This is a genomic window from Streptomyces sp. NBC_01515 (genome assembly GCF_045040345.1).
GTDB lineage: Bacteria > Actinomycetota > Actinomycetes > Streptomycetales > Streptomycetaceae > Streptomyces.
Genome location: NZ_CP109416.1, coordinates 3,393,765 through 3,419,453, shown reverse-complemented (window position 1 = coordinate 3,419,453; position 25,689 = coordinate 3,393,765). Strand labels below are relative to the sequence as shown.

Sequence of the window (25,689 nt, the reverse complement as noted above, 5' to 3'; positions counted from 1 at the left end):
TGGTTCGCATAAGTAGCCGTTACTCGCTGGTTTCGAACGCTTAACCATTGGGCATGAGCCGTAAGCGCTGTGGGCAATGACGCTCCCGGCGCACCCGCGGGATGGGCTACGACGCTCCCTCTGCCCTGGACCGACGGACATCGATCTGTCTGCTTTGGTCCCCTTCACCTTCACCGCTTGTGCGGTGCCGCGCCACGACCCCGTGGCGTCCGCATGTTGGAACGGAGTATCCGGTTCCCGAGAACCGCTCCATCATGTAACCTGCACGAAATTTGCGCTAACTCGCAGAGGGCCAACGTCGTCCCTATGCCCATGCATATGCCACGACGACGACGGGAGAGCCGATGCGTACGCCGCGCCAGCCGTCCCAGCACACCGCGAATGGCCAGAACTGGTCCTTCATGGATGCTCGCCCTGCCGCGCAGGGTATGTACGACCCCCGCAACGAGCACGACGCCTGTGGCGTCGGCTTCGTGGCCACCCTCACCGGCGAGGCGAGCCACGCGCTGGTCGAGCAGGCGCTCACCGTGCTGCGCAACCTGGAGCACCGCGGTGCGACGGGTGCCGAGCCCGACTCCGGCGACGGCGCGGGCATCCTGTCCCAGGTGCCGGACGCCTTCCTCCGCGAGGTGGCCGGATTCGACCTCCCCGCCGCCGGTGGATACGCGGTCGGCATCGCCTTCCTGCCCGAGGACGGCGCCGACGCGATCGTCTCGCAGGTCGAGACGATCGCCGTAGAAGAAGGCCTCACGGTGCTCGGGTGGCGTGAGGTTCCGACCGCGCCCGAACTCCTCGGTGCCACGGCCCGTTCGACCATGCCGCTGTTCCGTCAGCTCTTCGTGAGCGACGGGCAGAGCCAGGGCATCGACCTCGACCGCAAGGCCTTCGCGCTGCGCAAGCGCGCCGAGCGTGAGGCCGGCGTCTACTTCCCGTCGCTGTCCGCGCGGACCATCGTCTACAAGGGCATGCTCACCACCGGTCAGCTGGAGCCCTTCTTCCCGGACCTGTCCGACCGGCGCTTCGCCTCCGCGATCTCGCTCGTGCACTCCCGGTTCTCCACGAACACCTTCCCGTCGTGGCCGCTCGCCCACCCGTACCGCTTCGTCGCGCACAACGGCGAGATCAACACGGTCAAGGGCAACCGCAACTGGATGGCGGCCCGCGAGTCCCAGATCGCCTCCGACCTCTTCGGAGACCAGGAGAAGATCGACCGGATCTTCCCCATCTGCACGCCCGAGGCCTCCGACTCCGCGTCCTTCGACGAGGTGCTGGAACTCCTTCACCTCGGCGGGCGGTCGCTGCCGCACTCGGTGCTGATGATGATCCCGGAGGCGTGGGAGAACCACGACTCCATGGACCCGGCCCGCCGTGCCTTCTACCAGTTCCACGCCACGATGATGGAGCCCTGGGACGGCCCGGCCTGCGTCACCTTCACCGACGGCACCCAGGTCGGCGCGGTCCTCGACCGCAACGGCCTGCGCCCCGGCCGTTATTGGGTCACCGACGAGGGCCTCGTCGTCCTCGGCTCCGAGGTCGGCGTCCTCGACATCGACCCCGCGAAGGTCGTCCGCAAGGGCCGCCTCCAGCCCGGCCGCATGTTCCTCGTGGACACCGCCGAGCACCGCATCATCGAGGACGACGAGATCAAGGCCGGCCTCGCCGCCGAGAAGCCGTACGCCGACTGGCTCGAAGCCGGTGAGATCGAGCTGTCCGACCTGCCCGAGCGTGAGCACATCGTGCACACCCACGCCTCGGTCACCCGCCGCCAGCAGACCTTCGGCTACACCGAGGAGGAGCTGCGCGTCATCCTCGCGCCGATGGCCAAGGCCGGTGCCGAGCCGATCGGTTCGATGGGCACCGACTCGCCGATCGCCGCGCTCTCCGCCCGGCCGCGTCTGCTCTTCGACTACTTCACCCAGCTGTTCGCGCAGGTCACCAACCCGCCGCTGGACGCGATCAGGGAAGAGCTCGTGACCTCCCTGCGCTCGTCCCTCGGGCCGGCGAGCAACCTGCTGGAGCCGACGGCCGCTTCCTGTCGTAGCGTCACCCTGCCCTTCCCGGTGATCGACAACGACGAGCTGGCCAAGCTCATCCACATCAACGCCGACGGCGACATGCCCGGCATGAAGGCCGCGACCCTCTCCGGCCTGTACCGGGTCTCCGGCGGCGGCGACTCCCTCGCCGCCCGGCTCGCCGAGATCTGCACCGAGGCCGACGCGGCCATCGAGAACGGCGCCCGCCTGATCGTCCTCTCGGACCGGCACTCCGACGCCGAGCACGCGCCGATCCCCTCGCTGCTGCTCACCGCCGCCGTCCACCACCACCTCATCCGCACCAAGCAGCGCACCCAGGTGGGCCTGCTGGTGGAGGCCGGTGACGTCCGCGAGGTCCACCACGTCGCCCTGCTCATCGGCTTCGGCGCCGCGGCCGTGAACCCGTACCTCGCGATGGAGTCCGTCGAGGACCTCGTCCGCGCGGGCACCTTCCTCACCGACATCGAGGCCGAGCAGGCCATCCGCAACCTGATCTACGCGCTCGGCAAGGGCGTCCTCAAGGTCATGTCCAAGATGGGCATCTCGACCGTCGCCTCCTACCGGGGCGCCCAGGTCTTCGAAGCGGTCGGCCTGGACGAGCAGTTCGTCAACAGCTACTTCAGCGGTACGGCCACCAAGATCGGCGGCGTCGGCATCGACGTCATCGCCAAGGAGGTCGCCGCCCGGCACGCGAAGGCGTACCCGGCCAGCGGCATCGCGCCCGCGCACCGCGCCCTCGACATAGGCGGCGAGTACCAGTGGCGCCGCGAGGGCGAGCCGCACCTGTTCGACCCGGAGACGGTCTTCCGCCTCCAGCACTCGACGCGCACCAACCGCTACGACATCTTCAAGAAGTACACGGACCGCGTGAACGAGCAGTCCGAGCGGCTGATGACGCTGCGCGGCCTGTTCGGCTTCAAGTCGGACCGCCCGTCGATCTCCATCGACGAGGTCGAGTCCGTCTCCGACATCGTCAAGCGCTTCTCCACCGGCGCCATGTCCTACGGCTCCATCTCCCTGGAGGCGCACGAGACGCTCGCCATCGCCATGAACCAGCTGGGCGGCAAGTCCAACACCGGTGAGGGCGGCGAGGACGCGGACCGGCTCTACGACCCGGCCCGGCGCAGCGCCATCAAGCAGGTCGCCTCCGGCCGCTTCGGCGTCACCTCCGAGTACCTGGTCAACGCGGACGACATCCAGATCAAGATGGCCCAGGGCGCCAAGCCCGGCGAGGGCGGCCAGCTGCCCGGCCACAAGGTCTACCCGTGGGTCGCCAAGACCCGGCACAGCACCCCCGGTGTCGGCCTCATCTCGCCGCCGCCGCACCACGACATCTACTCCATCGAAGACCTCGCCCAGCTGATCCACGACCTGAAGAACGCGAACCCGCAGGCGCGGATCCACGTGAAGCTGGTCTCCGAGGTCGGCGTCGGCACGGTCGCCGCGGGTGTCTCCAAGGCGCACGCGGACGTCGTCCTCATCTCCGGCCACGACGGCGGTACGGGCGCCTCGCCGCTGACGTCTCTCAAGCACGCCGGTGGACCTTGGGAGTTGGGCCTCGCCGAGACCCAACAGACCTTGCTGCTCAACGGACTTCGCGACCGGATCGTCGTCCAGACGGACGGTCAGCTGAAGACCGGCCGTGACGTCGTCATCGCGGCGCTGCTCGGCGCCGAGGAGTTCGGTTTCGCGACCGCGCCGCTCGTCGTCTCCGGCTGCGTCATGATGCGCGTCTGTCACCTCGACACCTGCCCGGTCGGCATCGCCACGCAGAACCCGGTGCTGCGCGACCGGTTCGCCGGCAAGGCCGAATACATCGTGAACTTCTTCCGGTTCATCGCCGAAGAGGTCCGCGAGATCCTCGCCGAGCTGGGCTTCCGCACCATCGAGGAAGCCGTCGGCAAGGCGGGAACGCTGGACGTCGAGCGAGCCGTGGACCACTGGAAGGCGCAGGGCCTGGACCTGGCCCCCCTCTTCTACGTCCCCGAACTCCCGGACGGCGCCGCCCTCCACCAGGTCATCAAGCAGGACCACGGTCTGGAGAAGGCGCTCGACAACGAGCTGATCAAGCTCGCCGCCGACGCCCTCGCCGCGTCCAGCGCCACCGACGCCCAGCCGGTCCGCGCGCAGGTCGCGATCCGCAACATCAACCGCACGGTCGGCACGATGCTCGGCCACGAGGTGACGAAGAAGTTCGGCGGCGCGGGTCTGCCCGACGACACCATCGACATCACCTTCACCGGCTCGGCGGGCCAGTCCTTCGGCGCCTTCCTCCCGCGCGGTGTCACGCTGCGGCTTGAGGGTGACGCCAACGACTATGTGGGCAAGGGCCTTTCGGGCGGCCGGGTCATCGTCCGCCCCGACCGGGGCGCCGACCACCTCGCCGAGTTCTCCACCATCGCGGGCAACACCATCGCCTACGGCGCGACCGGCGGCGAGCTGTTCCTGCGCGGCCGTACCGGCGAGCGGTTCTGTGTCCGCAACTCCGGTGCCACGGTGGTCTCCGAGGGCGTGGGCGACCACGGCTGCGAGTACATGACCGGCGGCCGGGCGGTCGTCCTGGGCGAGACCGGCCGCAACTTCGCGGCGGGCATGTCCGGCGGCATCGCCTACGTCATCGACCTGAACCCCGACAACGTCAACGTCGGGAACGCGGGCGCCGTAGGGGAGTTGGACGAGGACGACAAGCGGTGGCTGCACGACGTGGTGCGCCGGCACGCCGAGGAGACCGCTTCCACGGTCGCCGAGAAGCTGCTCGCCGAGTGGACCGTGTCCGTGGAGCGCTTCAGCAAGATCATCCCCAGTGCGTACAAGGCAGTGCTCGCCGCCAAGGAAGCCGCCGAGCTCGCGGGTCTCTCCGAGACCGAGATCACCGAGAAGATGATGGAGGCGGCGATCAATGGCTGACCCGAAGGGCTTTCTGAACCACGGGCGCGAGGTCGCCAAGTCCCGCCCCGTGGACGTCCGTCTCAAGGACTGGAACGAGGTCTACGTCCCCGGTTCGCTGCTGCCGATCATCGGCAAGCAGGCCGGCCGGTGCATGGACTGCGGCATCCCGTTCTGCCACAACGGCTGTCCGCTGGGGAACCTGATCCCCGAGTGGAACGACTACGCCTACCGCGAGGACTGGACGGCCGCGTCGGAGCGTCTGCACGCGACGAACAACTTCCCTGAGTTCACCGGGCGGTTGTGCCCCGCGCCGTGCGAGGCGGCCTGCGTGCTGGGCATCAACCAGCCGCCGGTCACCATCAAGAACGTCGAGGTCTCCATCATCGACAAGGCGTGGGAGACGGGCGACGTCGCCCCGCAGGCCCCCGAGCGCCTCTCCGGCAAGACCGTCGCGGTCATCGGCTCGGGCCCGGCGGGCCTCGCCGCCGCCCAGCAGCTCACGCGGGCGGGCCACACCGTCGCCGTCTACGAGCGCGCGGACCGCGTCGGGGGCCTTCTCCGTTACGGCATCCCCGAGTTCAAAATGGAGAAGCGGCACATCAACCGGCGTATCGAGCAGATGCGCGCGGAGGGCACCCGCTTCCGCACCGGCGTCGAGATCGGCCGCGACCTCAAGGCCACCGACCTCCGCAAGCGCTACGACGCGGTCGTCATCGCCGCCGGCTCCACCACCGCCCGTGATCTCCCGGTCCCCGGGCGGGAGTTGACCGGCGTCTACCAGGCGATGGAGTACCTGCCCCTGTCGAACAAGGTCCAGGAGGGCGACTACGTCACCGCCCCGATCTCGGCCGAGGGCAAGCACGTCGTCGTCATCGGCGGCGGCGACACCGGCGCGGACTGCGTCGGTACGGCGCACCGCCAAGGGGCCGCGTCCGTCACCCAGTTGGAGATCATGCCCCGACCGGGCGACGAGCGGAACGCGGTCGCGCAGCCCTGGCCGACCTTCCCGATGCTCTACAAGGTGACCTCCGCGCACGAGGAGGGCGGTGAGCGGGTCTACTCCGTCAACACCACCCACTTCGAGGGCGACGAGGACGGCAACGTCCAGTGGCTGCACCTCGTCGAGGTCGAGTTCGTCGAGGGCAAGCTGACCCAGAAGCCGGGCACGGAGCGCAAGATCCCCGCCCAACTGGTCACGCTGGCCATGGGGTTCACCGGCCCCGACCGCGAGAACGGCCTCGTCGACCAGTTCGCCCTGAGCCTCGACGAGCGCGGCAACATCGCCCGCGACGCCGACTTCCAGACCAACGTCCCCGGCGTCTTCGTCGCCGGTGACGCGGGCCGCGGCCAGTCCCTCATCGTCTGGGCGATCGCGGAGGGCCGCTCGGCCGCACGCGGAGTCGACCGCTTCCTGACCGGCGCCAGCGAACTGCCGGCACCGATCCGGCCGACGGACCGGGCGTTGATGGTCTGACGGTTCATCAAAAGACGTCCGCACAAAGGCGTGCGGAGCACGAGACGGCGCCTGCCTTGTCCCCGACCGGACCCGGCGGGCGTCGCCGTATGTCCGGGCCCGACTCCCGCTCTTCTACGGCACCTTGTACGTCTCCCCGTACACCTTCCACACCAGCGGCGTCCGCAGCTCCAGGTTCCCCTCCTCCAGGAACTTCCGCTGGGCCGTGTCGATGCGGGTGGTGTCGATGCCGGGGTGCTTGGCGCGCATGGTGGCGCGGCGGACGTCGAGGAAGGTGCTGAGGTACGCCTTCTCGGAGCCGCCCTCCGCCGGGGTCTTCGCCTGCCGCATCGCGCGCTCCCGGATGCCGTAGAAGCCGTCCGTGCCGGGGCCGTGGAAGACGATCGCGTCGTAGTAGATGAACTGGCCGAGGAGGCCCAGGCCGTCGCGCTTGGCGGTGCTGACCGCCGGGTCGAAGTAGATGCGGTCGCGCTCCGCGTCCTGCGCCGCCTGGAAGGCCGGGACCTTCGCCTCGGCGCGCCAGGCGGCCGGGAAGCCGGGGTCCAGGCCCTCGTGGGAGGCCGTGCCGTCGACCTTGCGCAGGGCGGGGAGGTAGCGGGCGAGGCCGTTGTCCGGGTGGGCCGCGGTGTAGCGCTCGACCAGGACGAGCAGGTCGTGGGTGCCGGTGCAGAAGCCGATGATGCCCGCGGTGTAGCCCTGTCCGTCGCCGATGTCCTGGATGTAGGCGTACGCGCTGCGCCAGTCGAGGGTGGAGTTCTCGGCGCTGGCCACCAGCTCCTGGGCGAGGTTCTTCATGGCCGGCGCGGCCAGGCCCTCGGGCGCTCTGCGTTCGGTCGCGGCGGACGGGTGCGTGGGCCGCGGGTCGGTGTGGGCGTTGGGTGAGAGGCCGTAGGCCGTCGCGGCTATGGCGACGGGCACGGCGGCGAGCATCAGGACGCCGGCGCGTTTCATGGGGCCCAGCGTAAGTGCGGTTACGTCCCTTATTCCGAGGGTTGGGGGGACATTGCGAATGCCTGACCTCCGTGGCGTAACCTCGATCCTTTCGCCGTGATCCGAAGGGAGCCCCCGTGGCCGCGATCTCGCTCAGCAAGGTCGAGGAGACCGCGCCCGCGCTGGTCAGCCTGTACAAGAGCGCCGGAGTCTCGCTGCGCAGGCACGGCCTGGACGGGCAGCGGGCCGCCGTGTATCTCGTGGTCGACTACTCGGGCTCCATGAAGCCGTACTACAAGGACGGCAGCGTGCAGGCGCTCGCCGACCGGGTGTTGGGCCTCTCGGCGCACCTCGACGACGACGGGACCGTGCCGGTCGTATTCTTCTCGACCGACGTCGACGCCGTCACGGACATCGCCCTCGCCGACCACCAGGGGCGTATCGAACGGATCGTGGCCGGGCTCGGGCACATGGGCAAGACCAGCTACCACCTGGCCATGGACGCCGTCATCGACCACTACCTCGACAGCGGCGCCAAGGACCCCGCCCTCGTCGTCTTCCAGACCGACGGCGGACCCGTCAACAAGCTCGCCGCGGAACGGTACTTGTGCAAGGCGGCGAAGCTCCCGCTGTTCTGGCAGTTCGTCGGGTTCGGCGACGCGAAGAGCAAGCAGTTCGAATTCCTGCGCAAACTCGACGAGTTGGCGGTGCCGCAGAAGCGGGAGGTCGACAACGCGGGCTTCTTCCACGCCGGTTCGGATCCGCTGAGGATGTCCGACGCGGAGCTCTACGACCGGCTGGTGGGCGAGTTCCCGCAGTGGCTGGCGGCGGCACGGGAGCGGGGGCTCGTCCAGTGACCCGCGCCCTGCCCGCCTCGGCCCGAACCGCCGTGCCCTGGAAGAACGGTGGCGGTGTCACGCGCGAGATCGCCGCCTGGCCCGAAGGCGCGGGCATGGACGCCTTCGCATGGCGGGTGAGCCTCGCCGAGGTCGCGGCGGACGGCCCGTTCTCGGCCTTCCCCGACGTCGACCGCACCCTGACCGTCGTCGAGGGCGCCGGCATGGATCTCACCGTCGGCGGAGAGCGGTGGATCGTCAACACCCGTTACGAACCACGGGACTTCAGAGGCGACGTACCGACCGACTGCCGGTTGCTGGACGGGCCGGTCGTCAACCTCAACGTCATGTGGCGCCGGGGCGCGGGTTCTACGGCCCCCACGGTGGCCGTCGTCCGCGGGCGGCTGCGCGTGTGCGCGGGTGCTCTGCTGGTGGCGCTCGACGGGACCGCCGAGGTGGCCGGGCTGACCCTCGGGCCGTACGACGCCGTGCGGTTGGGCGATGAGGAGGCGGTGCTGCACGCCCGGGGTCGTACCGCCGTGATCGGGCTGTCATTGCCCGCTGACGCACCGTTGGCTTAGCCGGGACCTCGTGGCACCCTGTGGGGTGATCCGACGGGGAGGGCGGCCAACGTATGGACGGCGCACGATCGGTGAACGGAGCGGTGGGTGCCGGACGGCCCGACGCGGCCGGAAAAGGGGAGAAGCTCGCCGACTGGGCCGACGGGCGGCTCGGGCTGTACGCGATCGCCAAGTCCAATATGCGCAAGGTCTTCCCGGACCACTGGTCCTTCATGCTGGGCGAGATCTGCCTCTACAGCTTCATCATCCTGATCCTCACCGGCGTCTATCTCACCCTGTTCTTCGAGCCGAGCGGCGTCGAGGTCATCTACCACGGTTCGTACGCGCCGTTGAACGGCATCCCGATGACCCGGGCCTTCGCGTCCACGCTCGACATCAGCTTCGACGTGCGCGGCGGGCTGCTGATCCGGCAGATCCACCACTGGGCGGCCGTCGTCTTCATCGCCGGCATGCTCATCCACATGATGCGGGTGTTCTTCACCGGCGCGTTCCGCAAGCCGCGCGAGATCAACTGGGTGTTCGGCTGGACCCTGTTGTTCCTCGGCATCATCACCGGGCTGACCGGCTACTCGCTCCCCGACGACCTGCTGTCCGGCACCGGCATCCGCTTCGCGGACGGCGCGATCCTGTCCGTGCCGATCGTCGGCACGTACATGTCGATGTTCCTCTTCGGCGGGGAGTTCCCGGGACACGACATCATCTCGCGGCTCTTCCCGGTCCACGTCCTGCTGCTGCCGGGGATCATGCTGGGCCTGGTGGTCGCGCACCTGATCCTGGTCTTCTACCACAAACACACCATGTATCCCGGGGCCGGACACAACCAGAAGTCCGTGGTCGGCATGCCGTTCCTGCCGGTCTACATGGCCAAGGCGGGCGGCTTCTTCTTCCTCGTCTTCGGTGTCCTCGCGATCATGGGCGGGATCGCCAGCATCAACCCCGTGTGGGCGTTCGGGCCGTACCGGCCGGACCTGGTGACGACCGGCGCCCAGCCCGACTGGTACCTCGGTTTCTCCGAGGGGCTGATCCGGGTCATGCCCGGGTGGGAGCTCAACGCCTGGGGCCACACACTGGAGTTGGGCGTCTTCATCCCCTTCACGCTCTTCCCGCTGATCCTCGCCGCCATCGGCGCCTACCCGTTCATCGAGGCCTGGATCACCGGCGACAGACGCGAACACCACATCCTGGACCGGCCGCGCAACATGCCCGTGCGCACCGGGCTCGGGGTCGCCTGGCTCAGCCTGTACGCGGTGCTGCTGATCGGCGGCGGCAACGACGTCGTGGCCACGCATCTGAATCTCTCCATCAACGCGATCACCTGGTTCGTGCGGGTCTCCTTCTTCGTCATGCCGGTCGCCGCGTTCCTGATCACCAAGCGGGTCTGCCTCGGGCTCCAACGCCGGGACCGGGACAAGGTGTTGCACGGCCGCGAGTCCGGCCTCATCAAGATGCTGCCGCACGGCGAGTACGTCGAGGTCCACGAACCCCTCACCCCGGACGAGCGGTTCACGCTCACCCAGCACGAGCAGGAACCGCCGTACGCGATCGGCCCGCTCGTCGACGCGAACGGTGTCGAGCGGCAGGTCAAGGGCGGTCAGCGGGTACGGGCCCGGCTCGCCAAGGCGATGTTCGGCCCCGAGGCCCGCATCCCGAAGCCGACGGCGGAGGAGTACAAGGAACTCACCAGCGGCGACCATCACCACTGACGTCACTGGGAACACCGAGTACGGCGGCCCGGCATTCGCCCGGGCTGCCCCAACTCCCGCGCAGGGAACGGGCCTTGGTCAGCCACAGCGACAGGTCGTACTCGGCGGTGTAGCCGATCGCGCCGTGCAGCTGAAGTGCCGTACGGGCGGTCCTGTACGCCGCCTCGCACGCCGTGACCTTGGCCGCGGCCACGTCCGACTCCGTCATGGTGAGCGCGGCGCCGAAAAGCAGCGGGCGCGCGAACTCCAACGCGACCTTCGCATCGGCCAGTTGATGCTTGACCGCCTGGAACGAGCCGATGGGGACCCCGAATTGGCTGCGCTGCTTGACGTAGGCCACGGTCCTGTCGAGCAACGCGAGCCCGACACCGAGAGCTTGGGCGGCGGTGGCGAGCCGGGCCCAGGTGAGGGCATGGGCGACGGCGGCGGCCACGTGCGGGCCGACGGCGAGGAGTTCACCGCCGGTGGGGGTGGAGAAGAGACGGCGGGCGGGGTCGAGGGACGCGTAGGGCTCGGCCGCCGAGACTGTGTGCCCGGGCGGGGGTCCGAGCCGCAACTCGGCGGCCTGTCCCATCGGATCCCGCGCCGTCCTTGCCGCCCGGGCTGCCAGCCGTACGTCCGCCATGTCCGCGTCCAGCGCGTACCGCCCCGTCGCCAGCGTTGCCGTCGACTCGCCGGAGGCCAGCGCGGGCAGCAGCCGCTTGGCCGGAGCCGAGTCGTCCAGGGCGGTCAGCAACGCCGCCGCCGCGACCGTCTCCACCAACGGTCCCGGAACCGCGTGCCGCCCCAACTCCACGAACGCCACGGCGAGTTCGACGGGCAGGGGGCCCAGCCCCTCGTACGCCTCGGGCACCGCCAGCGCGAACACCCCCGCCCCCGCGATACGGCGCCACAGCGCCCGCCCGCTCGCATGCTCGCCGCGACTCCAGGACCGTACGACCGACGGGGTGTCCGCCGCCGTCAGCATCGCGTTCAACGAGTCGGCGAACGCCCGCTGTTCGGGGTCGAGGAGGAAGCGCATCAGCGGCGGCCCTTCGGCAGGCCGAGCAGGCGCTCGGCGATGATGTCGCGCTGGATCTCGTTCGTACCGGCGTAGATGGGGCCCGCGAGGGAGAAGACATAGCCCTCGGCCCAGTCGGTGTCCGCCAACTCGCCTTCCTCGCCGAGCAGTTCGAGGGCCGTCTCGTGCAGCGCGATGTCGTACTCGGACCAGAAGACCTTGTTCAGGCTGGACTCCGGGCCGATGGACTCGCCGTCGAGGAAACGGGAGGCGTTGGCGTAGGTGAAGAGCTGGTAGGCGCGGGCGCCGATCACCGCGTCGGCCACCTGGTCGCGCATAGTCTGCGAACTGCCCTGCGCGCGCCAGAGGTTGAGGAGGCGGTCGGCGGAGGCGAGGAAACGGCCGGGGGAGCGGAGGGTGAGCCCTCGCTCGTTGCCCGCCGTCGACATGGCGACCCGCCAGCCCTGGCCCGGCTCGCCGATGACGTCCTCGTCGGGGACGAACACCTCGTCCAGGAAGAGTTCCGCGAAGGCCGGTTTCCCGTCCAGGCGGCCGATCGGGCGGACCGTGACGCCGGGTGCGCGCAGGTCGAACATCAGGTAGGTCAGGCCCTGTTGGGGCTTCGGGGTGTCCAACTCGCTGCGGAACAGGCCGAAGGCGCGGTCCGCGAAGGCCGCCCGTGACGACCAGGTCTTCTGGCCGTTCAACAGCCAGCCCCCGCCCGTGCGCACCGCGCGCGAGGTGAGCGAGGCCAGGTCGGATCCCGCCTCCGGCTCCGACCACGCCTGGGCCCACACCACCTCGCCGGTCGCCATCGAGGGCAGCACGCGCGCGCGTTGCTCCCGTGTGCCGTGGTCGAAGAGGGTCGGGGCGAGCAGGTTGATGCCGTTCTGGCCGACCCGGCCCGGCGCGCCCGCCGCGTAGTACTCCTCCTCGAAGACCAGCCACCGCACGATGTCCACGCCCCGGCCGCCGTACTCCTCGGGCCAGGACACCACCGACCAACGGTCCGCGGCGAGTCGGGCCTCCCAGGCGCGGTGCGCGGCGAAGCCGTCGGCCGTTTCCAGGGAGGGGAGCGGGACGGTCGGCACGTGTGCGCGCAGCCAGGCGCGGGCCTCGGCGCGGAACGCCTCCTGGCCGGGCGTGAAGTCCAGGTCCATTGACCGCCCATCCTTCCCTAACAAGTGTTTGGTAGGTTAGCGTGGCCGTATGACAGGCGTCGAGAGTCCGGCATACGTCCCCGGGCACGGGCTGCTGAAGGGGCGCACCGCCGTCGTGACCGCCGCCGCCGGCGCGGGCATCGGCGGGGCCACCGCGCGCCGCTTCCTTGAGGAGGGTGCGCGGGTGCTGATCAGCGACGCGCACACGCGGCGGCTGAAGGAGTACGAGGCCGAGCTGGCCGGTGAGTTCGGGTCGGAGTCGGTCGCCGCGCTGCCGTGCGATGTGACCGACGAGGCCCAGGTGCAAGCCCTGTTCGACGCGGCCGTCGCCGCGCACGGGCGGCTGGACGTCGTCGTCAACAACGCCGGCCTGGGCGGGACTTCGGACCTCGTCGACATGACCGACGAGCAGTGGTCGAGGGTGCTGGACGTGACGTTGAACGGCACGTTCCGGTGCACCCGGGCGGCCCTGCGCGCGATGCGCGAAAGCGGCGGCGGGGTGATCGTCAACAACGCCTCCGTCGTCGGCTGGCGCGCCCAGGCCGGGCAGGCGCACTACGCGGCGGCCAAGGCGGGCGTGATGGCGCTGACCCGGTGCGCGGCGATCGAGGCCGCCGGGTACGGGGTGCGGATCAACGCGGTCTCGCCGAGCCTCGCCATGCACCCGCACCTGGTGAAGGTGACGACACCCGAGCTGCTGGCCGAACTCACCGCGCGTGAGGCCTTCGGGCGGTACGCGGAGCCCTGGGAGGTGGCCAACGTGATCGTGTTCCTGGCCTCGGACTACTCCTCGTACATGACCGGCGAGGTCGTCTCGGTGAGCAGTCAGCATGCGTAGCGGCGTGAGAGACCAAGGCTCTGGCACGACAATGGTGCCGTGCCGACCAAGAAGAAACCCCCGGTGACCGCCGCTCCGGCCCGCCGTCGTGAACTCCTCGACACGGCGGCCGAGGTCTTCGCCGAGCAGGGGTACAACGCCACCACCGTACGGAAGATCGCCGACCACGCGGGCATGCTCGCGGGCAGCCTCTACTACCACTTCGACTCCAAGGAATCGATGCTGGAGGAGATCCTGCGGACCTTCCTCGACGAACTCTGGGGCGGCTACGACACCGTCCTGGACGCCGAGTTGAGCCCGCGGGAGACGCTGGAGGCCCTGGTCACCGAGTCGTTCCGGGAGATCGACCGGCACCGCGCCGCCGTCGCGATCTACCAGAAGGAGAGCAAGCACCTGGTCGCGCAGGAGCGGTTCGCGTTCCTCGCCGAGTCGCAGCGCAAGTTCGAGAAGGCGTGGCTGTCCACGCTGGAGCGCGGGGTCGCCGCCCAGGTCTTCCGGGCCGACCTCGACGTCCGGCTCACCTACCGGTTCGTCCGGGACACGGTGTGGGTCGCCGCGTCCTGGTACCGGCCGGGCGGACAGCACAGCGCGGAGGAGATCGCCCGGCAGTACCTGTCGATGGTGCTGGACGGGATCGCCGTACGCACATAACTCACAGGTCTGGATGGGGAGTTGGCATGGCCGAGGCCTATATCGTCGAAGCGGTCCGTACGCCGGTCGGGCGGCGCCGGGGAGGGCTGAGCGGGGTGCATCCGGCCGACCTCGGGGCGCATGTGCTCAAGGAACTGGTCACGCGCTCGGGGATCGATCCCGCCGCCGTCGAGGACGTCGTCTTCGGGTGTCTGGACGCGGTGGGGCCGCAGGCCGGGGACATCGCGCGGACCGCCTGGCTGGCGGCCGGGCTGCCCGAGGAGGTGCCGGGCGTGACGGTGGACCGGCAGTGCGGGTCCTCCCAGCAGGCCGTGCACTTCGCGGCGCAGGGCGTGCTGTCCGGCACCCAGGACCTCGTCGTCGCGGGCGGCGTCCAGAACATGTCCCTCATCCCCATCGCCTTCGCCTCCCGCCAGGCCGCCGAACCGCTCGGCCTCACCGACGGCCCCTTCGCGGGCAGCGAGGGCTGGCGCGCGCGGTACGGGACCCGGCCCGTCAACCAGTTCGCCGGCGCCGAGATGATCGCCGCGAAGTGGGGCATCAGCAGGCAGGACCAGGAGGAGTTCGCCCTCCGCTCCCACCGGCGTGCCCTGCGCGCCATCGACGAGGGCCGCTTCGAACGCGAGACGGTCGCCTACGGCGCGGTCGCGGTCGACGAGGGCCCGCGCCGGGACACCTCACTGGAGAAGATGGCCGGCCTGAAACCCGTCGTCGACGGCGGCACCATCACCGCCGCGTGCTCCTCCCAGGTCTCCGACGGCGCGGCGGCGATGCTGCTGGCCTCGGAACGGGCGGTACGCGAACACGGGTTGACGCCCCGCGCCCGCGTCCACCACCTCTCCGTCCGGGGCGAGGACCCCATCCGCATGCTCTCGGCCCCCATCCCGGCCACCGCCCACGCCCTGAAGAAGACCGGCCTCTCCATCGACGCCATCGACCTCGTCGAGATCAACGAGGCCTTCGCGCCCGTCGTCCTCGCCTGGCTGAAGGAGACGGGCGCGGACCCGGAGAAGGTCAACGTCAACGGCGGTGCGATCGCCCTCGGCCACCCCCTCGGCGCGACCGGCGTCAAGCTCATGACCACCCTCCTGCACGAACTGGAGCGCACCGGCGGCCGGTTCGGCCTCCAGACCATGTGCGAGGGCGGCGGCCAGGCCAACGTGACGATCATCGAACGGCTGTGAGGCGCCCATCAGTTGAGGGGCGGTTCAGGAGTCGGCCCGGACCAGCGTCCACAGCACCTCGTCGGCCTGCTTCATCACCCGCGCCACCAGCTCCGCACACGACGGCAGATCCTCGATCACCCCGGCGACCTGCCCGGAGGCCATCACCCCGAGGTCCGTGCGCCCGTCCACCATCGACGCCTTGAGCAGCATCGGCGTGTTCGCGGCGAGCAGCACCTGGCTCCAGGTCAGGTCCTTGCCGTGTTTCATGGCGAGGCCGTCGCGGATCATCCGTCGCCAGGTCAGGCCGGACAGGCGGCGGAAGCCCGCTGCCCGGTGTATCGCCTGGAGCAGGGTTCTCGTACGGCCGGAGTTCTCCAGGGCGTCGACCAGTTCGGTGCGGAGCATGCGGTGGGGGAGGCCGTCGACCGCTCTCGTGACCGTGACGTCCTTGACCGTCGCCGCCAGATAGGCCGCCTTCACCGCGTCCGGGACCGTCGAGTCCGAGGTGAGGAGGAAGCGGGTGCCCATGGCGACGCCCGCCGCTCCGTAGGCCAGCGCCGCGACCAGGCCCCGCCCGTCGAAGAAGCCGCCGGCAGCTACGACCGGTATGTCCACCGCGTCCACGACCTGCGGCAACAACACCGTCGTCGCCACCTCCCCGGTGTGGCCGCCGCCCTCCCCGCCCTGCACGATCACCGCGTCCGCGCCCCACGCCGCGACCTTCTCCGCGTGCCGCCGCGCCCCGATCGACGGGATCACGACGACCCCCGCCTCCTTCAGCTCGGCGATCAGCTCGGCGGACGGCGCGAGCGCGAAGGACGCGACCCGTACGCCCTCCTCGATGATGATCCGCACCCGGTCGCCGGCGTCGGTCGCGTCCGCGCGCAGATTCACCCCGAACGGCTCCCGCGTACGGGACTTGACCTCGCGGACCGCGTCCCGGAGCCGGTCGGTGGTCATGGTCGCGGAGGCGAGGATGCCCAGCGCGCCCGCGTTCGCCGTGGCCGACACCAGGCGCGGTCCCGCCACCCACCCCATCCCCGTCTGCACGATCGGATGCCGGACCCCGACCAGCCGGGTCAGCGCGGTCTCCATCACGAACTCACTTCTCTGAGCCGGGTGTCGGCCGGGTCGATCACTTCACGGATCAGCCGCAACTCGTCCGGGGTGGGTTCGCGGGTCGACGGCACCTCGTCCGGGACGGCGAGTTCGAAGCCCGTCGCCTCTCTGACCTGTGCCACTGTGACGCCCGGATGCAGCGAGGCCAGCCGCATCGAGTGGTCGGGGGTCGCGAAGTCGAAGACACCGAGGTCGGAGACGACCCGGGGGACGCGGTGGAAGCGGGCCGTCCCCAGGTGCTCGGCGACCCGGTCGTACCCCACCCCGCACACCATGTCGACCTTCTCCACGAACACCCGGGGTGAGTGCCGGGGTATCCAGTAACTGGTCGGATTGTTCAGCGTGTTGATCGGCGCCCCGCGCACCCCGAGCAACTGCCGCTTCGGGCGCGCCCAGTCGCCTACGCACGAGATGTTCTGGTTGCCGTACCGGTCGATCTGGCTCGCGCCCATCATCACGTGCCGCCGCCCGCCGGACACCAGGGCCAGATGCTGCCGGTACGGCAACCAGCCCTCCGGTGTCCCGTCCGGGCGGACGAGCATCGCCTCGCCGTCGGTGAGCAGGAGATCCGGCGCGAAGGTGAGCCGGGCCAGCCGGGCCCCGACGGACGGGATGAACCCCATCGGGCTGGCCAGGATCTCCCCGGCGTCACGCCACGCCTCCGCACAGGCGATCACGCAGTACTCGGCACGCCGTACGTCCGTACGCGGTACGTCCCTACGCGATACGTCCATCACCCTTGCTCCTCCTGCCAGTTCCGCACCGCCGACTGATAGCTCTGTTCGTCACCGGCCAGGAAGCGCTCGGCGAACTCCGCCCAGGGGGTCGTCGCGTACAGCCGCTGGAAGGCCTCGTCCCTGCCGTGGTCGGGAGCGCACGAGGTGAAGTGGGCGCCGCCGGGGGCCTCGACGACTCCGGTCACGTTCAGCCGCTTGACGAGCAGGGACTGGGGCGGGGCCTCCTTCGTCAACTCGGCTGTGTCCACGATCCGTTCGCAGGAGAGGTAGGCCGCGTCCGCCGCCTCGCAGAACAGGTCGTCGAAGTACGGGTCAGGGCCCAGGTACTGCCCGTTGCCCAGCCGGTCGGCGCGGTTGACGTGGACCAGGGCCGCGTCCAGGCGCAGGGCCGGCATCGCGACGAACGTCTCCCCGTCGTCGTACGGTGAAGTGACCGTCCGCAGGCCGGGGTTGACCCGCATGACGTCCGAGCCGATGCCTGCGCGCACCGGCAGGAACGGCAGCCGGTTCGCGGCGGCGCGCAGACCCCACATGAACATGCCCTCGTCGACCTCCATCAGCTCGAACGCCCCGCTCTCGCGTGCCGCGCGGTAGTGCGGTTCGAGGGGGATCGAGTCGAGGGTGACGAACGCGGCCACCAGCTTGCGGATGCGGCCGGCCGCCGCGAGCATGCCGACGTCCGGGCCGCCGTAGGAGACGACGGTGAGGTCGGTGAGGTCGGAGCGGAGCAACGCCCGTACCAGGGCCATGGGTTTGCGGCGCGAGCCCCAGCCGCCGATGCCGAGGGTCATGCCGCTCGCCAGCCGGGAGACGACCTCGTCGGCGGTCATCGTCTTGTCGGTCACCGCTCACCACCCTCCTTTCCGAACGTGTCACGCACCCGGTCCGCCACCCCGCTGACGTTGGCCTCGAAGGTGAAGCCCTGTTCGAAGCGGTAGCTGCGGCGGACGTCGACGGGGTCGATGCCGTTGATCGCGGACTTGGCGAGGCGGATCAGCTCGCCGTCCTTGGCGGCTATCTCGGCCGCCAACTCCAGGGCGGAGGGCAGGAGTTCGGCGCGTGGTACGACCCGCCAGACCGAGCCGTGCGCGTGCAGCTCGGCCGCCGTCGCCGTGCGCGAGGTGTAGTACAGGGCGCGCATCAGGTGCTGGGGGACCAGCCGGGCCAGATGCGTGGCGGCGCCCAGGGCGCCCCGGTCCAGCTCGGGCAGGCCGAAGGTGGCGTCCTCGCTCGCCACGATCACGTCCGCGTTCCCGACCAGCCCGATGCCCCCGCCCAGACAGAACCCCTGCACGGCCGCGACGACCGGCACCTCGCACTCGTACACCGCCGCGAACGCCTCGAAACAGCCCCGGTTCACCCCGACCAGGGCCGACCGCCCCCGCGCCTGTATCTCCTTGATGTCCACGCCCGCGTTGAAACCCCGCCCCTCGGCCGCCAGCACCACACAGCGCACATCGGGGTCGCGCCCGGCCGCGCGGACGGCGTCGGCCAGGGCGAACCAGCCGTCCACCGGCAGCGCGTTCACCGGTGGGTAGTCGACCGTGACGACGGCGACGCCTTTTTTATCGGGCCCCTTTGTCGAGGTTGAGGTGGAGACACCCATGGATGCATCAGCTACCTTTCCACCAAACATTTGTTAGGTGCGAGGCTTCGAAGCTAGCAGCCGGAGAATCCGAGCGGGAGGCCCTGTGGACAACCACCCTGCCGACGATCGCCCTGTGGACAACTCGCGTGACGCCCCGCTCGCCGGCAGAACCGTCCTCGTCACCGGCGGCACCCGAGGCGTCGGCGCCGGTATCGCACGGGCCTTCGTCGAGGCCGGTGCCGACGTGCTGACCTGTGCCCGCAGACCGCCCGAAGACCCGGTCGAGGGAACGGAGTTCAGGCCCCTCGACCTCCGCGACCCGGACGCAGTACGGGAGTTCTTCGCCGCGCTGCCCCGACTCGACGTGCTCGTCAACAACGCGGGCGGCGCGCCGTACCGCCCACTCGTCGACGCGGAGGCCGAACGGCACGCGCGGATCATCGAGTTGAACCTCCTCGCCCCGCTCACCGCGTCCCTCGCCGCGTACGAACACCTCCAGCGGGCCAAGGGCTCGGTCGTGATGATCGGCAGCGTCAGCGGCAGCCGGCCCTCGCCCGGTTCGGCGGCGTACGGGGCGGCCAAGGCCGGTCTGGAGAACCTGGCCCGTTCGATGGCGGTGGAGTGGGCACCTGACATCCGCGTCAACACGCTCGTCGTCGGCATGGTCCGCACGGAGCTGTCCCACCTCCACTACGGCGGCGAGGACGCGATCGAGGCCGTCTCCCGGACCGTCCCGCTCGGCCGGCTCGCCGACCCCTCCGACATCGGCGCGGCGGCGGTCTTCCTGGCCTCGCCCTCCGCCGCCTACATCAGCGGGGCGAGCCTTCTGGTGCACGGGGGCGGGGAGCGACCGGCGTTCCTGGACGCGGCAACTGCCAACAAAGGGAAGCGAGTTGAAGGGTGATCGAGATGAGCGGAATCTGTGACGGACGGGTCGTCGTCGTCACCGGCGCGGGGCGGGGGCTCGGCCGTGCCCATGCCCTCGCCTTCGCCGCCGAGGGCGCCCGGGTCGTCGTCAACGACCTCGGCGTCGGCCTCGACGGCACCCCGGACCCCGACAGCCCGGCCGCACAGGTCGTCGCCGAGATCCGCGCGGCGGGCGGCGAGGCGGTGGCCCACGGTGGCGACATCGCCACGGCCGCGGGTGCCGCGTCCCTGGTCGCGACCGCGCTGGAGACCTACGGCCGGCTCGACACCCTGGTGAACAACGCGGGTTACCTGCGCGACCGGATGCTCGTCAACCTCGACGAGGACGACTGGGACGCGGTGATGCGGGTCCATCTGAAGGGGCACTTCCTGCCCCTGAAACACGCGGCGGCGCACTGGCGGGCGGAGACGAAAGCGGGCCGAACCCCGGTCGCCCGGATCGTCAACACCAGTAGCGGGGCAGGGTTGTTGGGCTCGGTCGGGCAGGGCAACTACAGCGCCGCCAAGGCCGGCATCATCGGCCTGACCCTGGTCGCGGCGGCCGAACTCGCCCGCTACGGAGTCCAGGTCAACGCGATCGCCCCCGCGGCGCGGACCCGCATGACGGAACACACCTTCGCGGAGACCATGGCCGCGCCCGGCTCCGGGTTCGATGTGATGGCGCCGGAGAACGTGTCGCCGTTGGTGGTGTGGCTGGGGTCCGGGGCCAGTGCTGGGGTCACCGGGCGGGTTTTTGAGGCTGAGGGTGGGCGGATCGCTGTTATGGAGGGGTGGAGGGTGGGGCCGAGTGTGGACAAGGGGGCGCGGTGGGGTGTGGGGGAGGTGGGGGAGGTGATGTTGAAGCTGCTGGGGGAGGCGGAGATTCCGGGGGCGGTTTACGGGGCGTAAGCGAAGAGGGCGCTTCTTGGTCCACTTCTCAGCCGACCCGCACGGGCGGTGGGTGGGCATAGGCCCGGGGGCTGGGGCGGAGCCCCCAGGACGCCCGCAGCGACGCCGCCCGCCCTCGTCAACATCCTGAACACACCCGGCACTTCAACCTACGTGTCGCACTCCAGCACCGTCCGGCACAGAGAACACCTCGCCCGTACCCGCCCCCGCACCGGCACCCGGATGCGCTGATGACACGTAGGGCACGGGAAGGACACCCGAAGGCTGCCACCCCGGTCCCCGCTGAAGGCGTACGGCACGCCTGACTGAGGAGAACCCGGCCCGGGTGCATGCCGTCGGTCATGGGCGTACCGGCGCCGCCCCGCCCACCCCGCCGCGGTCAACGGCGGCTGCTGCTCGTCACGCCGGGCCTGGGCCATGCCCTTGACGTACGCCGTGTAGGCCTGGGGACTGGTGAACCACACGGAGGGATCCTCGCCGAAGACCAGGGCCCGCTTCGCGAGGACGTACCCGAACTCCTCCGGCGTGAGATAGCCGAGTTTCTGCGAGGACGCCGAGTCCTCCCGGTACGCGTCCAGCAGCAGCCACCCCGCGCCCAGATACGTCGCCGCCGTGTCCGTGAGGATCTCGTTCTCACGGGTGCCGGGGAAGGACAGGTCGAGGCGGTGCAGATAGACGTGCATCACCTCGTGCGCGAGAGCCGCGCCGATGTCCCGCCTGTGCGTGCGGAACCGGTCGTTCAACTCGATGAAGTACTCGGGCCCTGCGGTGAGTTCGACGTTCGCGGCATGGGTCATCTCACGGAAGCTGATGATCGGCCGGGCGTCGGGGAGCCGGTAGTGCCGGACCATCTCGCGGGCCACCCGCTGCGCGCCCAGGTGCAGGTCGTCCGTGTCGCCGAACGCCACGTCGACGGGGGCCACGCTGGTCGCGAACGTCTGGACGGTGTCGTAGGACAACCGCTTGTAGAGCGCGGTGATGGCGTCCCGCACCGTCTCGAGGTGCGGGTAGCCGTGCTCGACCGGTCCGTCGTCCGCCACGTCCACAACCCCCAGAGACGCCCTGAACCCGCATCCACTGTATGCCGGTGCCCGCCGAAGCACGCCCCCGTATTTCCCTGGCAGATCGCGGACGGGGCGGTTATGCTCCCCGCGATGACCACTCACTCTGTTCACAGAATGGGGGTCCTGTCCGCGCAAGGTGAGTGCTGATGCACCTTCACCCCGCGAACGAGGATTCCCCGCGTTCCTTCTGGCCGCGCGTGCGCGAGTTCGCCGTGCCGCCCTCCATGATCGAGACGGCCACGGCCCGCCGTGATGCCGGTGACTGGGCGGGCGCCTGCGCCGCCGCCCGCGTCGACGTCGATCTCGACCTACGTTCCGTAGCGCGCGCCCACGGCCGGGAAGTCGCCGCCCGGGTCCGCGCCGACCTCCGCAGCCTCGCCCCCGACCTGCTCCGCTGGCACCTCCCGAGGATCGCCCCGGACGGCCTGCTGCGCCCGGGACTGACCCTCACCCTGGTCCGCTACGGCGCCGACGACGATGCCACCGGCCCGCCGCACCTCGTGGTCCGGACGCCACCGGCCTGGGCGGACGGCGGCCAGCGGATCAGCCTCGCCCTGTGGGACGGCACCCGCCGCGACGCCGACGCCCGCCGGCATCCGCATCCCCGGCCCAGCCGCTCGTTCCGCCTCGACCTGCACCGGCATCTGTGGGACGCGGGGAGAAGCGGTGAGCTGCGAGCCCGGTCCGGGGCCGAACGGCCGGAAACACCGGACCAGTTGGAGGTTCCGGAGCCGGTGCCGGAGGGTCTCCGCTGCGCCGTCGACCGGTGGGCGGCCGAGGCGGCGATCCTGCTCCGCGCGGAGGGGCGGGCGGCCGGTCCCGTCGTCGTACGGCTCGGTTCCCGGCACCGGCTGGCGCTGACCCCGGATCCGGCCGGGGACACCCTGCGGCTCGACCCCGCGCCTACGGACGGCAGTGCCGCCGCGCTACCCGTCCTGCCCGACGCGGCGACCTGGGTGCTGCCCGATCTGGAGCTGCTCCGCACCGGCGAGATCGACGCCGATCAGTTGCATCCGCTGGTCGCCGCCGCGCTCGTACCGGGCCGTCCGCCGCCGGAGGATTCCGCGCCGGTGCCGGACCGGGCGGTTCGGCCGCACCTGGTCGAATGCCGGGGCGCCCTGCACCGGATCGGTCTGGTGGACGGCGTCCTGGCGCCCCTGGACCACGATCCGGTCGAGGTCGGGCGCGAGGAACTGCTGGTCGCGCTGACCGGTACGCCGTTGCCCTGTCTGCGGGCCATCGACGACGCCCATCGCCGCCCCGACTGCCTCACCGGCGTCAGCGAACGGCTCGTCCACGGCGACACCGCCGGTGCGCTGGCCGTCGTAGAAGGGCTGCTCGGGCCCGAGGCCGTGCTGCGCGGTGGCGCGCTGCGGGACGAACTGCACGCGGCGGCCGAACGGCGGCTCGCGTACGGGCTGTTCAGGGCGGGACTGACCGGACCCGGACCCCGATCCGGCCACTTCTTCCCGGGACTCTCCCGCGCCCAGAAGCCCAACCCCCGCCGCACCACCGGCCACTGACCGCACAGGGCGCCTTCGCCCCTGCCCTCACCCACGCCCCACTTCAACCCCAAAGGTGACCCCATATGCCCACACGCACCCTGTACGCCGCCCTCAACCCCGCCGACCCCATCCCCTCACCCGCCCAACTCGACGTCGCCGAGGACCTGTTGACCCTCCTGCGCGACACCGCCACCGAACCCCGCCCCGACACCCAGCTGGAGGCCCTGACCCTGGCCGTCGCCGCCGACCTCCCCGTGCTGTTGTGGGGCGAGCCCGGTATCGGCAAGACGGCCGCCCTGACGCAGCTCGCCGCCGCGCTGGACCTGCCGTTGACCACGGTGATCGCCAGCGTGCACGAGCCGTCCGACTTCTCCGGGCTGCCCGTCGTGGGCGACGATCCGGCCGAGCAGGGCGTCCCGATGGCGCCGCCGGACTGGGCCGTACGGCTCGTGCGGGCGGGGCGGGGGCTGTTGTTCCTGGACGAGTTGTCCACCGCGCCGCCGGCCGTGCAGGCCGCGCTGCTGCGGCTGGTGCTGGAGCGGCGGATCGGCGCGCTGCGGCTGCCGCCCGGGGTGCGGATCGTGGCCGCCGCCAACCCGCGGTCCTCGGCGGCCGACGGCTGGGAGCTGAGCCCGCCGCTCGCGAACCGGTTCGTGCACCTGCACTGGACGCACGACCACGAGGTCGTCGTACGCGGACTCGGCGGGACCTGGCCGCGGGCGACCCTGCCCCGGCTCGACCCGGAGAAGCTGCCCGAGGCCGTGGACTTCGCGCGCCGCGCGGTGTGCGGGCTGCTCACCGGGCGGCCCAAGCTCGTCCACCAACTGCCCAGCAGCGAGACGCGGCGCGGTGGCGCCTGGCCGTCGCCCCGGAGCTGGGAGATGGCGATGAGCCTGATCGCGTTCGCGACCGCGGCCGGTTCCTCGCGGGAGGTGCTGTCCCAGCTGGTCAGGGGCACGGTGGGGGACGGTCCGGGCTTGGAACTGCTGGCCTGCGTGGACCGGATGGACCTTCCCGACCCCGAGATCTTCCTCGCCGACCCGACGGCCGGGGAGCTGCCCGCGCGCGGGGATCTGCGCCAGGCCGTGCTCGACGGCGTGGTGGCCGCGGTCCGCAACCGTCCCGACCGGGCCCGCTGGGACGCGGCGTGGGCGGTGCTGGTCCGGGCGTTGGAGACCGGCGCCCCGGACCTGGTCGTCGTCCCCGCGACCACCCTCGCCTCGCTGCGCCGCGACGACTGGGACGTGCCCGCGTCCATCGAGCGACTCGCCGGAGTGGTGGCCCTGTCGCAGCGGGCGGACCGCGCCGCCACGGCCGTGAAGGGCGGCCGATGAGCACGACGGCAGCAACTGGACTGGGCGCTCTCGACGTCGACAAGCTGTTCGCCGCCCGCCTCTACGCGGCCCGCGTCCGCCCCTACCTCGCCACGGCCCTCTTCGCCCTCCACACGGTCGAGTCGCGGCACGTGCCGACGATGGCCGTCGACCGGCACTGGCGCTGCTACGTCTCGCCCGGTTTCGTGGACCGGATGTCCGTCGAGGACCTGGCCGGCGTCTGGGTCCACGAGGTCTCGCACCTCCTCCGCGACCACCACGGGCGCAGCGACCGCGTCGCCCGCGAGCGCGGACTGACCGGCCCGGGGGAGCGGTTGCGGATGAACATCGCCGCCGACATGGAGATCAACGACGACGCGTACGGCGACGGCCTCGTCACCCCCGAAGGCGCGGTCCGGCCGGGGACGCTGGGGCTGCCCACCGGGAACCTGATGGAGGACTACCTGCGCTGGTTCCAACTCGGCCCGCGCACGCAGGAGTTGGCGTGGCTGGACTGCGGCAGCGGCGCCGACGGCCTCGACCGGGAGTGGGAACTGGGCGCGGACGGCGCGCACGGTCTCAGTGAGCAGCAGCGCGACGCGGTCCGCTTCCGGGTGGCACAGGGCATCACCGGCCGCCCCGGCACCGCCCCCGACGGGTGGCGGCGGTGGGCGGAGGAGGCGTTCCATCCGCCGCAGCCCTGGCGGGAGTTGCTCGGGGCGGCGGTCCGCTCGGCGGTCTCCGCTCCGGGCGCGGGCGAGGACTACATCTACGGCAGACCCTCGCGCCGCTCGGCGTCGCTGCCCGGCATCGTGCTGCCGAGCCTGCGCCGCCGGCCGCCCCGGGTGTGCGTGGTCATCGACACCTCCGGATCGGTCAGCGACGCCGAGCTGGGCAGCGCGCTCCTCGAAGTCGCCGCGATCTCCCGGGCCGTGGGCGGGCGCCGCGACCTGGTCACCGTGGTGCCGTGCGACGCGGCGGCGCAGTTCGCGCACCCGCTGTGCCGCGCCGAGGGCATTCCCCTGGTGGGCGGCGGCGGTACGGATCTGCGCACCGGCTTCGCCAAGGCGCTGCGCGGCCGTCCCGACGTCGTCGTCGTCCTCACCGACGGCCAGACACCCTGGCCGGAGTCGCGACCGCCCTGCCGGACGGTGGTGGGCCTGTTCCCGCGCCTGCATGAGGACGGGGCGTCGTACGACGAGGGCGACCCCGACTACGTGCCGGACACGCCGCCCGACTGGGCGCGGGTGGTCGAGATCGGGTCCGTATCCGTCGCCCGATGACCCT

21 protein-coding genes are annotated in these 25,689 nt (G+C 71.0%); 13 read left to right on the top strand and 8 right to left on the bottom strand.

What is annotated here, in order from left to right; genetic code table 11:
* Positions 1-344: 344 nt before the first annotated feature.
* Together gltB and OG407_RS15110 are read left to right on the top strand one after the other, a co-directional pair.
* Positions 345-4,940, top strand: coding sequence for a glutamate synthase large subunit (gene gltB / locus OG407_RS15115; RefSeq protein WP_405858416.1), 4,596 nt, complete (start codon positions 345-347; stop codon positions 4,938-4,940).
* Positions 4,933-6,396, top strand: a complete 1,464-nt coding sequence (locus tag OG407_RS15110; RefSeq protein ID WP_405858414.1) for a glutamate synthase subunit beta — start codon at positions 4,933-4,935, stop codon at positions 6,394-6,396. The genes gltB and OG407_RS15110 overlap by 8 nt, the downstream gene beginning before the upstream one ends.
* 114 nt (positions 6,397-6,510) lie before the next feature.
* Here the strand turns inward: OG407_RS15110 and OG407_RS15105 are convergent, their stop codons facing one another.
* The gene (locus tag OG407_RS15105; RefSeq protein WP_405858412.1) at positions 6,511-7,347 is read right to left on the bottom strand and encodes a chitosanase; all 837 of its coding nucleotides are present in this window, start codon (positions 7,345-7,347) and stop codon (positions 6,511-6,513) included.
* A gap of 116 nt (positions 7,348-7,463) precedes the next feature.
* Between OG407_RS15105 and OG407_RS15100 the strand changes: the two genes are divergently transcribed.
* The 3 genes from OG407_RS15100 to OG407_RS15090 are packed head-to-tail and all read left to right on the top strand — an operon-like array spanning position 7,464 to position 10,446.
* On the top strand, positions 7,464-8,183 hold the full coding sequence (locus OG407_RS15100; RefSeq protein WP_405858410.1) for a vWA domain-containing protein: 720 nt from the start codon (positions 7,464-7,466) through the stop codon (positions 8,181-8,183).
* On the top strand, positions 8,180-8,743 hold the full coding sequence (locus OG407_RS15095; RefSeq protein WP_405858408.1) for a HutD family protein: 564 nt from the start codon (positions 8,180-8,182) through the stop codon (positions 8,741-8,743). The genes OG407_RS15100 and OG407_RS15095 overlap by 4 nt, the downstream gene beginning before the upstream one ends.
* Before the next feature lie 53 nt (positions 8,744-8,796).
* Positions 8,797-10,446, top strand: a complete 1,650-nt coding sequence (locus OG407_RS15090; protein WP_405858406.1) for a cytochrome bc complex cytochrome b subunit — start codon at positions 8,797-8,799, stop codon at positions 10,444-10,446.
* Here OG407_RS15090 and OG407_RS15085 read toward each other — a convergent pair.
* Positions 10,421-11,467, bottom strand: a complete 1,047-nt coding sequence (locus tag OG407_RS15085; RefSeq protein WP_405858404.1) for an acyl-CoA dehydrogenase family protein — start codon at positions 11,465-11,467, stop codon at positions 10,421-10,423. The genes OG407_RS15090 and OG407_RS15085 overlap by 26 nt on opposite strands.
* Positions 11,467-12,606 carry an acyl-CoA dehydrogenase family protein gene (locus tag OG407_RS15080; protein WP_405858402.1) on the bottom strand — a complete coding sequence of 380 codons (1,140 nt, stop codon included), beginning with the start codon at positions 12,604-12,606 and terminating at the stop codon, positions 11,467-11,469. Before OG407_RS15080 ends, OG407_RS15085 begins: the two co-directional genes overlap by 1 nt.
* A 49-nt stretch (positions 12,607-12,655) precedes the next feature.
* Between OG407_RS15080 and OG407_RS15075 the strand changes: the two genes are divergently transcribed.
* From OG407_RS15075 to OG407_RS15065, 3 genes are read left to right on the top strand one after another with little or no spacing between them, the layout of a single operon-like run.
* Positions 12,656-13,444 (top strand): SDR family oxidoreductase, encoded by a 789-nt coding sequence (locus OG407_RS15075; protein ID WP_405858400.1) that lies wholly within the window; start codon positions 12,656-12,658, stop codon positions 13,442-13,444.
* Between the two features lie 39 nt (positions 13,445-13,483).
* On the top strand, positions 13,484-14,095 hold the full coding sequence (locus tag OG407_RS15070; RefSeq protein WP_019062253.1) for a TetR/AcrR family transcriptional regulator: 612 nt from the start codon (positions 13,484-13,486) through the stop codon (positions 14,093-14,095).
* Positions 14,096-14,121: 26 nt separating this feature from the next.
* Positions 14,122-15,279, top strand: coding sequence for an acetyl-CoA C-acetyltransferase (locus OG407_RS15065; RefSeq protein ID WP_405858397.1), 1,158 nt, complete (start codon positions 14,122-14,124; stop codon positions 15,277-15,279).
* A gap of 24 nt (positions 15,280-15,303) precedes the next feature.
* On the opposite strand, the gene OG407_RS15060 is transcribed toward OG407_RS15065, so the two are convergent.
* The 4 genes from OG407_RS15060 to OG407_RS15045 are packed head-to-tail and all read right to left on the bottom strand — an operon-like array spanning position 15,304 to position 18,723.
* Complete coding sequence (locus OG407_RS15060; RefSeq protein WP_405858395.1) at positions 15,304-16,356, bottom strand: NAD(P)H-dependent flavin oxidoreductase; 1,053 nt, start codon at positions 16,354-16,356, stop codon at positions 15,304-15,306.
* On the bottom strand, positions 16,356-17,114 hold the full coding sequence (locus OG407_RS15055) for a CoA-transferase subunit beta (RefSeq protein ID WP_405858393.1): 759 nt from the start codon (positions 17,112-17,114) through the stop codon (positions 16,356-16,358). Before OG407_RS15055 ends, OG407_RS15060 begins: the two co-directional genes overlap by 1 nt.
* Entirely contained in the window at positions 17,114-17,962 is an 849-nt protein-coding gene (locus OG407_RS15050) for a CoA transferase subunit A (protein ID WP_405858391.1), read from the bottom strand. Before OG407_RS15050 ends, OG407_RS15055 begins: the two co-directional genes overlap by 1 nt.
* The gene (locus tag OG407_RS15045) at positions 17,959-18,723 is read right to left on the bottom strand and encodes an enoyl-CoA hydratase family protein (RefSeq protein ID WP_405858389.1); all 765 of its coding nucleotides are present in this window, start codon (positions 18,721-18,723) and stop codon (positions 17,959-17,961) included. Before OG407_RS15045 ends, OG407_RS15050 begins: the two co-directional genes overlap by 4 nt.
* Before the next feature lie 115 nt (positions 18,724-18,838).
* Here OG407_RS15045 and OG407_RS15040 point away from each other — a divergent pair, with 115 nt between their 5' ends.
* A complete protein-coding gene (locus OG407_RS15040) occupies positions 18,839-19,609 on the top strand; it encodes an SDR family oxidoreductase (protein ID WP_405858387.1) in 771 nt (256 codons plus the stop codon).
* A 5-nt stretch (positions 19,610-19,614) separates the two neighbouring features.
* Complete coding sequence (locus OG407_RS15035; RefSeq protein ID WP_405858385.1) at positions 19,615-20,520, top strand: SDR family oxidoreductase; 906 nt, start codon at positions 19,615-19,617, stop codon at positions 20,518-20,520.
* A gap of 149 nt (positions 20,521-20,669) precedes the next feature.
* On the opposite strand, the gene OG407_RS15030 is transcribed toward OG407_RS15035, so the two are convergent.
* On the bottom strand, positions 20,670-21,560 hold the full coding sequence (locus OG407_RS15030) for a hypothetical protein (protein WP_405858383.1): 891 nt from the start codon (positions 21,558-21,560) through the stop codon (positions 20,670-20,672).
* Between the two features lie 170 nt (positions 21,561-21,730).
* Between OG407_RS15030 and OG407_RS15025 the strand changes: the two genes are divergently transcribed.
* The 3 genes from OG407_RS15025 to OG407_RS15015 all read left to right on the top strand — a co-directional run bounded on the left by OG407_RS15025 (position 21,731) and on the right by OG407_RS15015 (position 25,685).
* Positions 21,731-23,107 carry a hypothetical protein gene (locus OG407_RS15025; RefSeq protein WP_405858381.1) on the top strand — a complete coding sequence of 459 codons (1,377 nt, stop codon included), beginning with the start codon at positions 21,731-21,733 and terminating at the stop codon, positions 23,105-23,107.
* Positions 23,108-23,172: 65 nt separating this feature from the next.
* Positions 23,173-24,423, top strand: coding sequence for an AAA family ATPase (locus OG407_RS15020; protein WP_405858379.1), 1,251 nt, complete (start codon positions 23,173-23,175; stop codon positions 24,421-24,423).
* Positions 24,420-25,685: a DUF2201 family putative metallopeptidase gene (locus OG407_RS15015; protein WP_405858377.1), complete on the top strand. Its 1,266-nt coding sequence runs from the start codon at positions 24,420-24,422 to the stop codon at positions 25,683-25,685. Before OG407_RS15020 ends, OG407_RS15015 begins: the two co-directional genes overlap by 4 nt.
* The last annotated feature ends 4 nt before the right edge of the window (positions 25,686-25,689 follow it).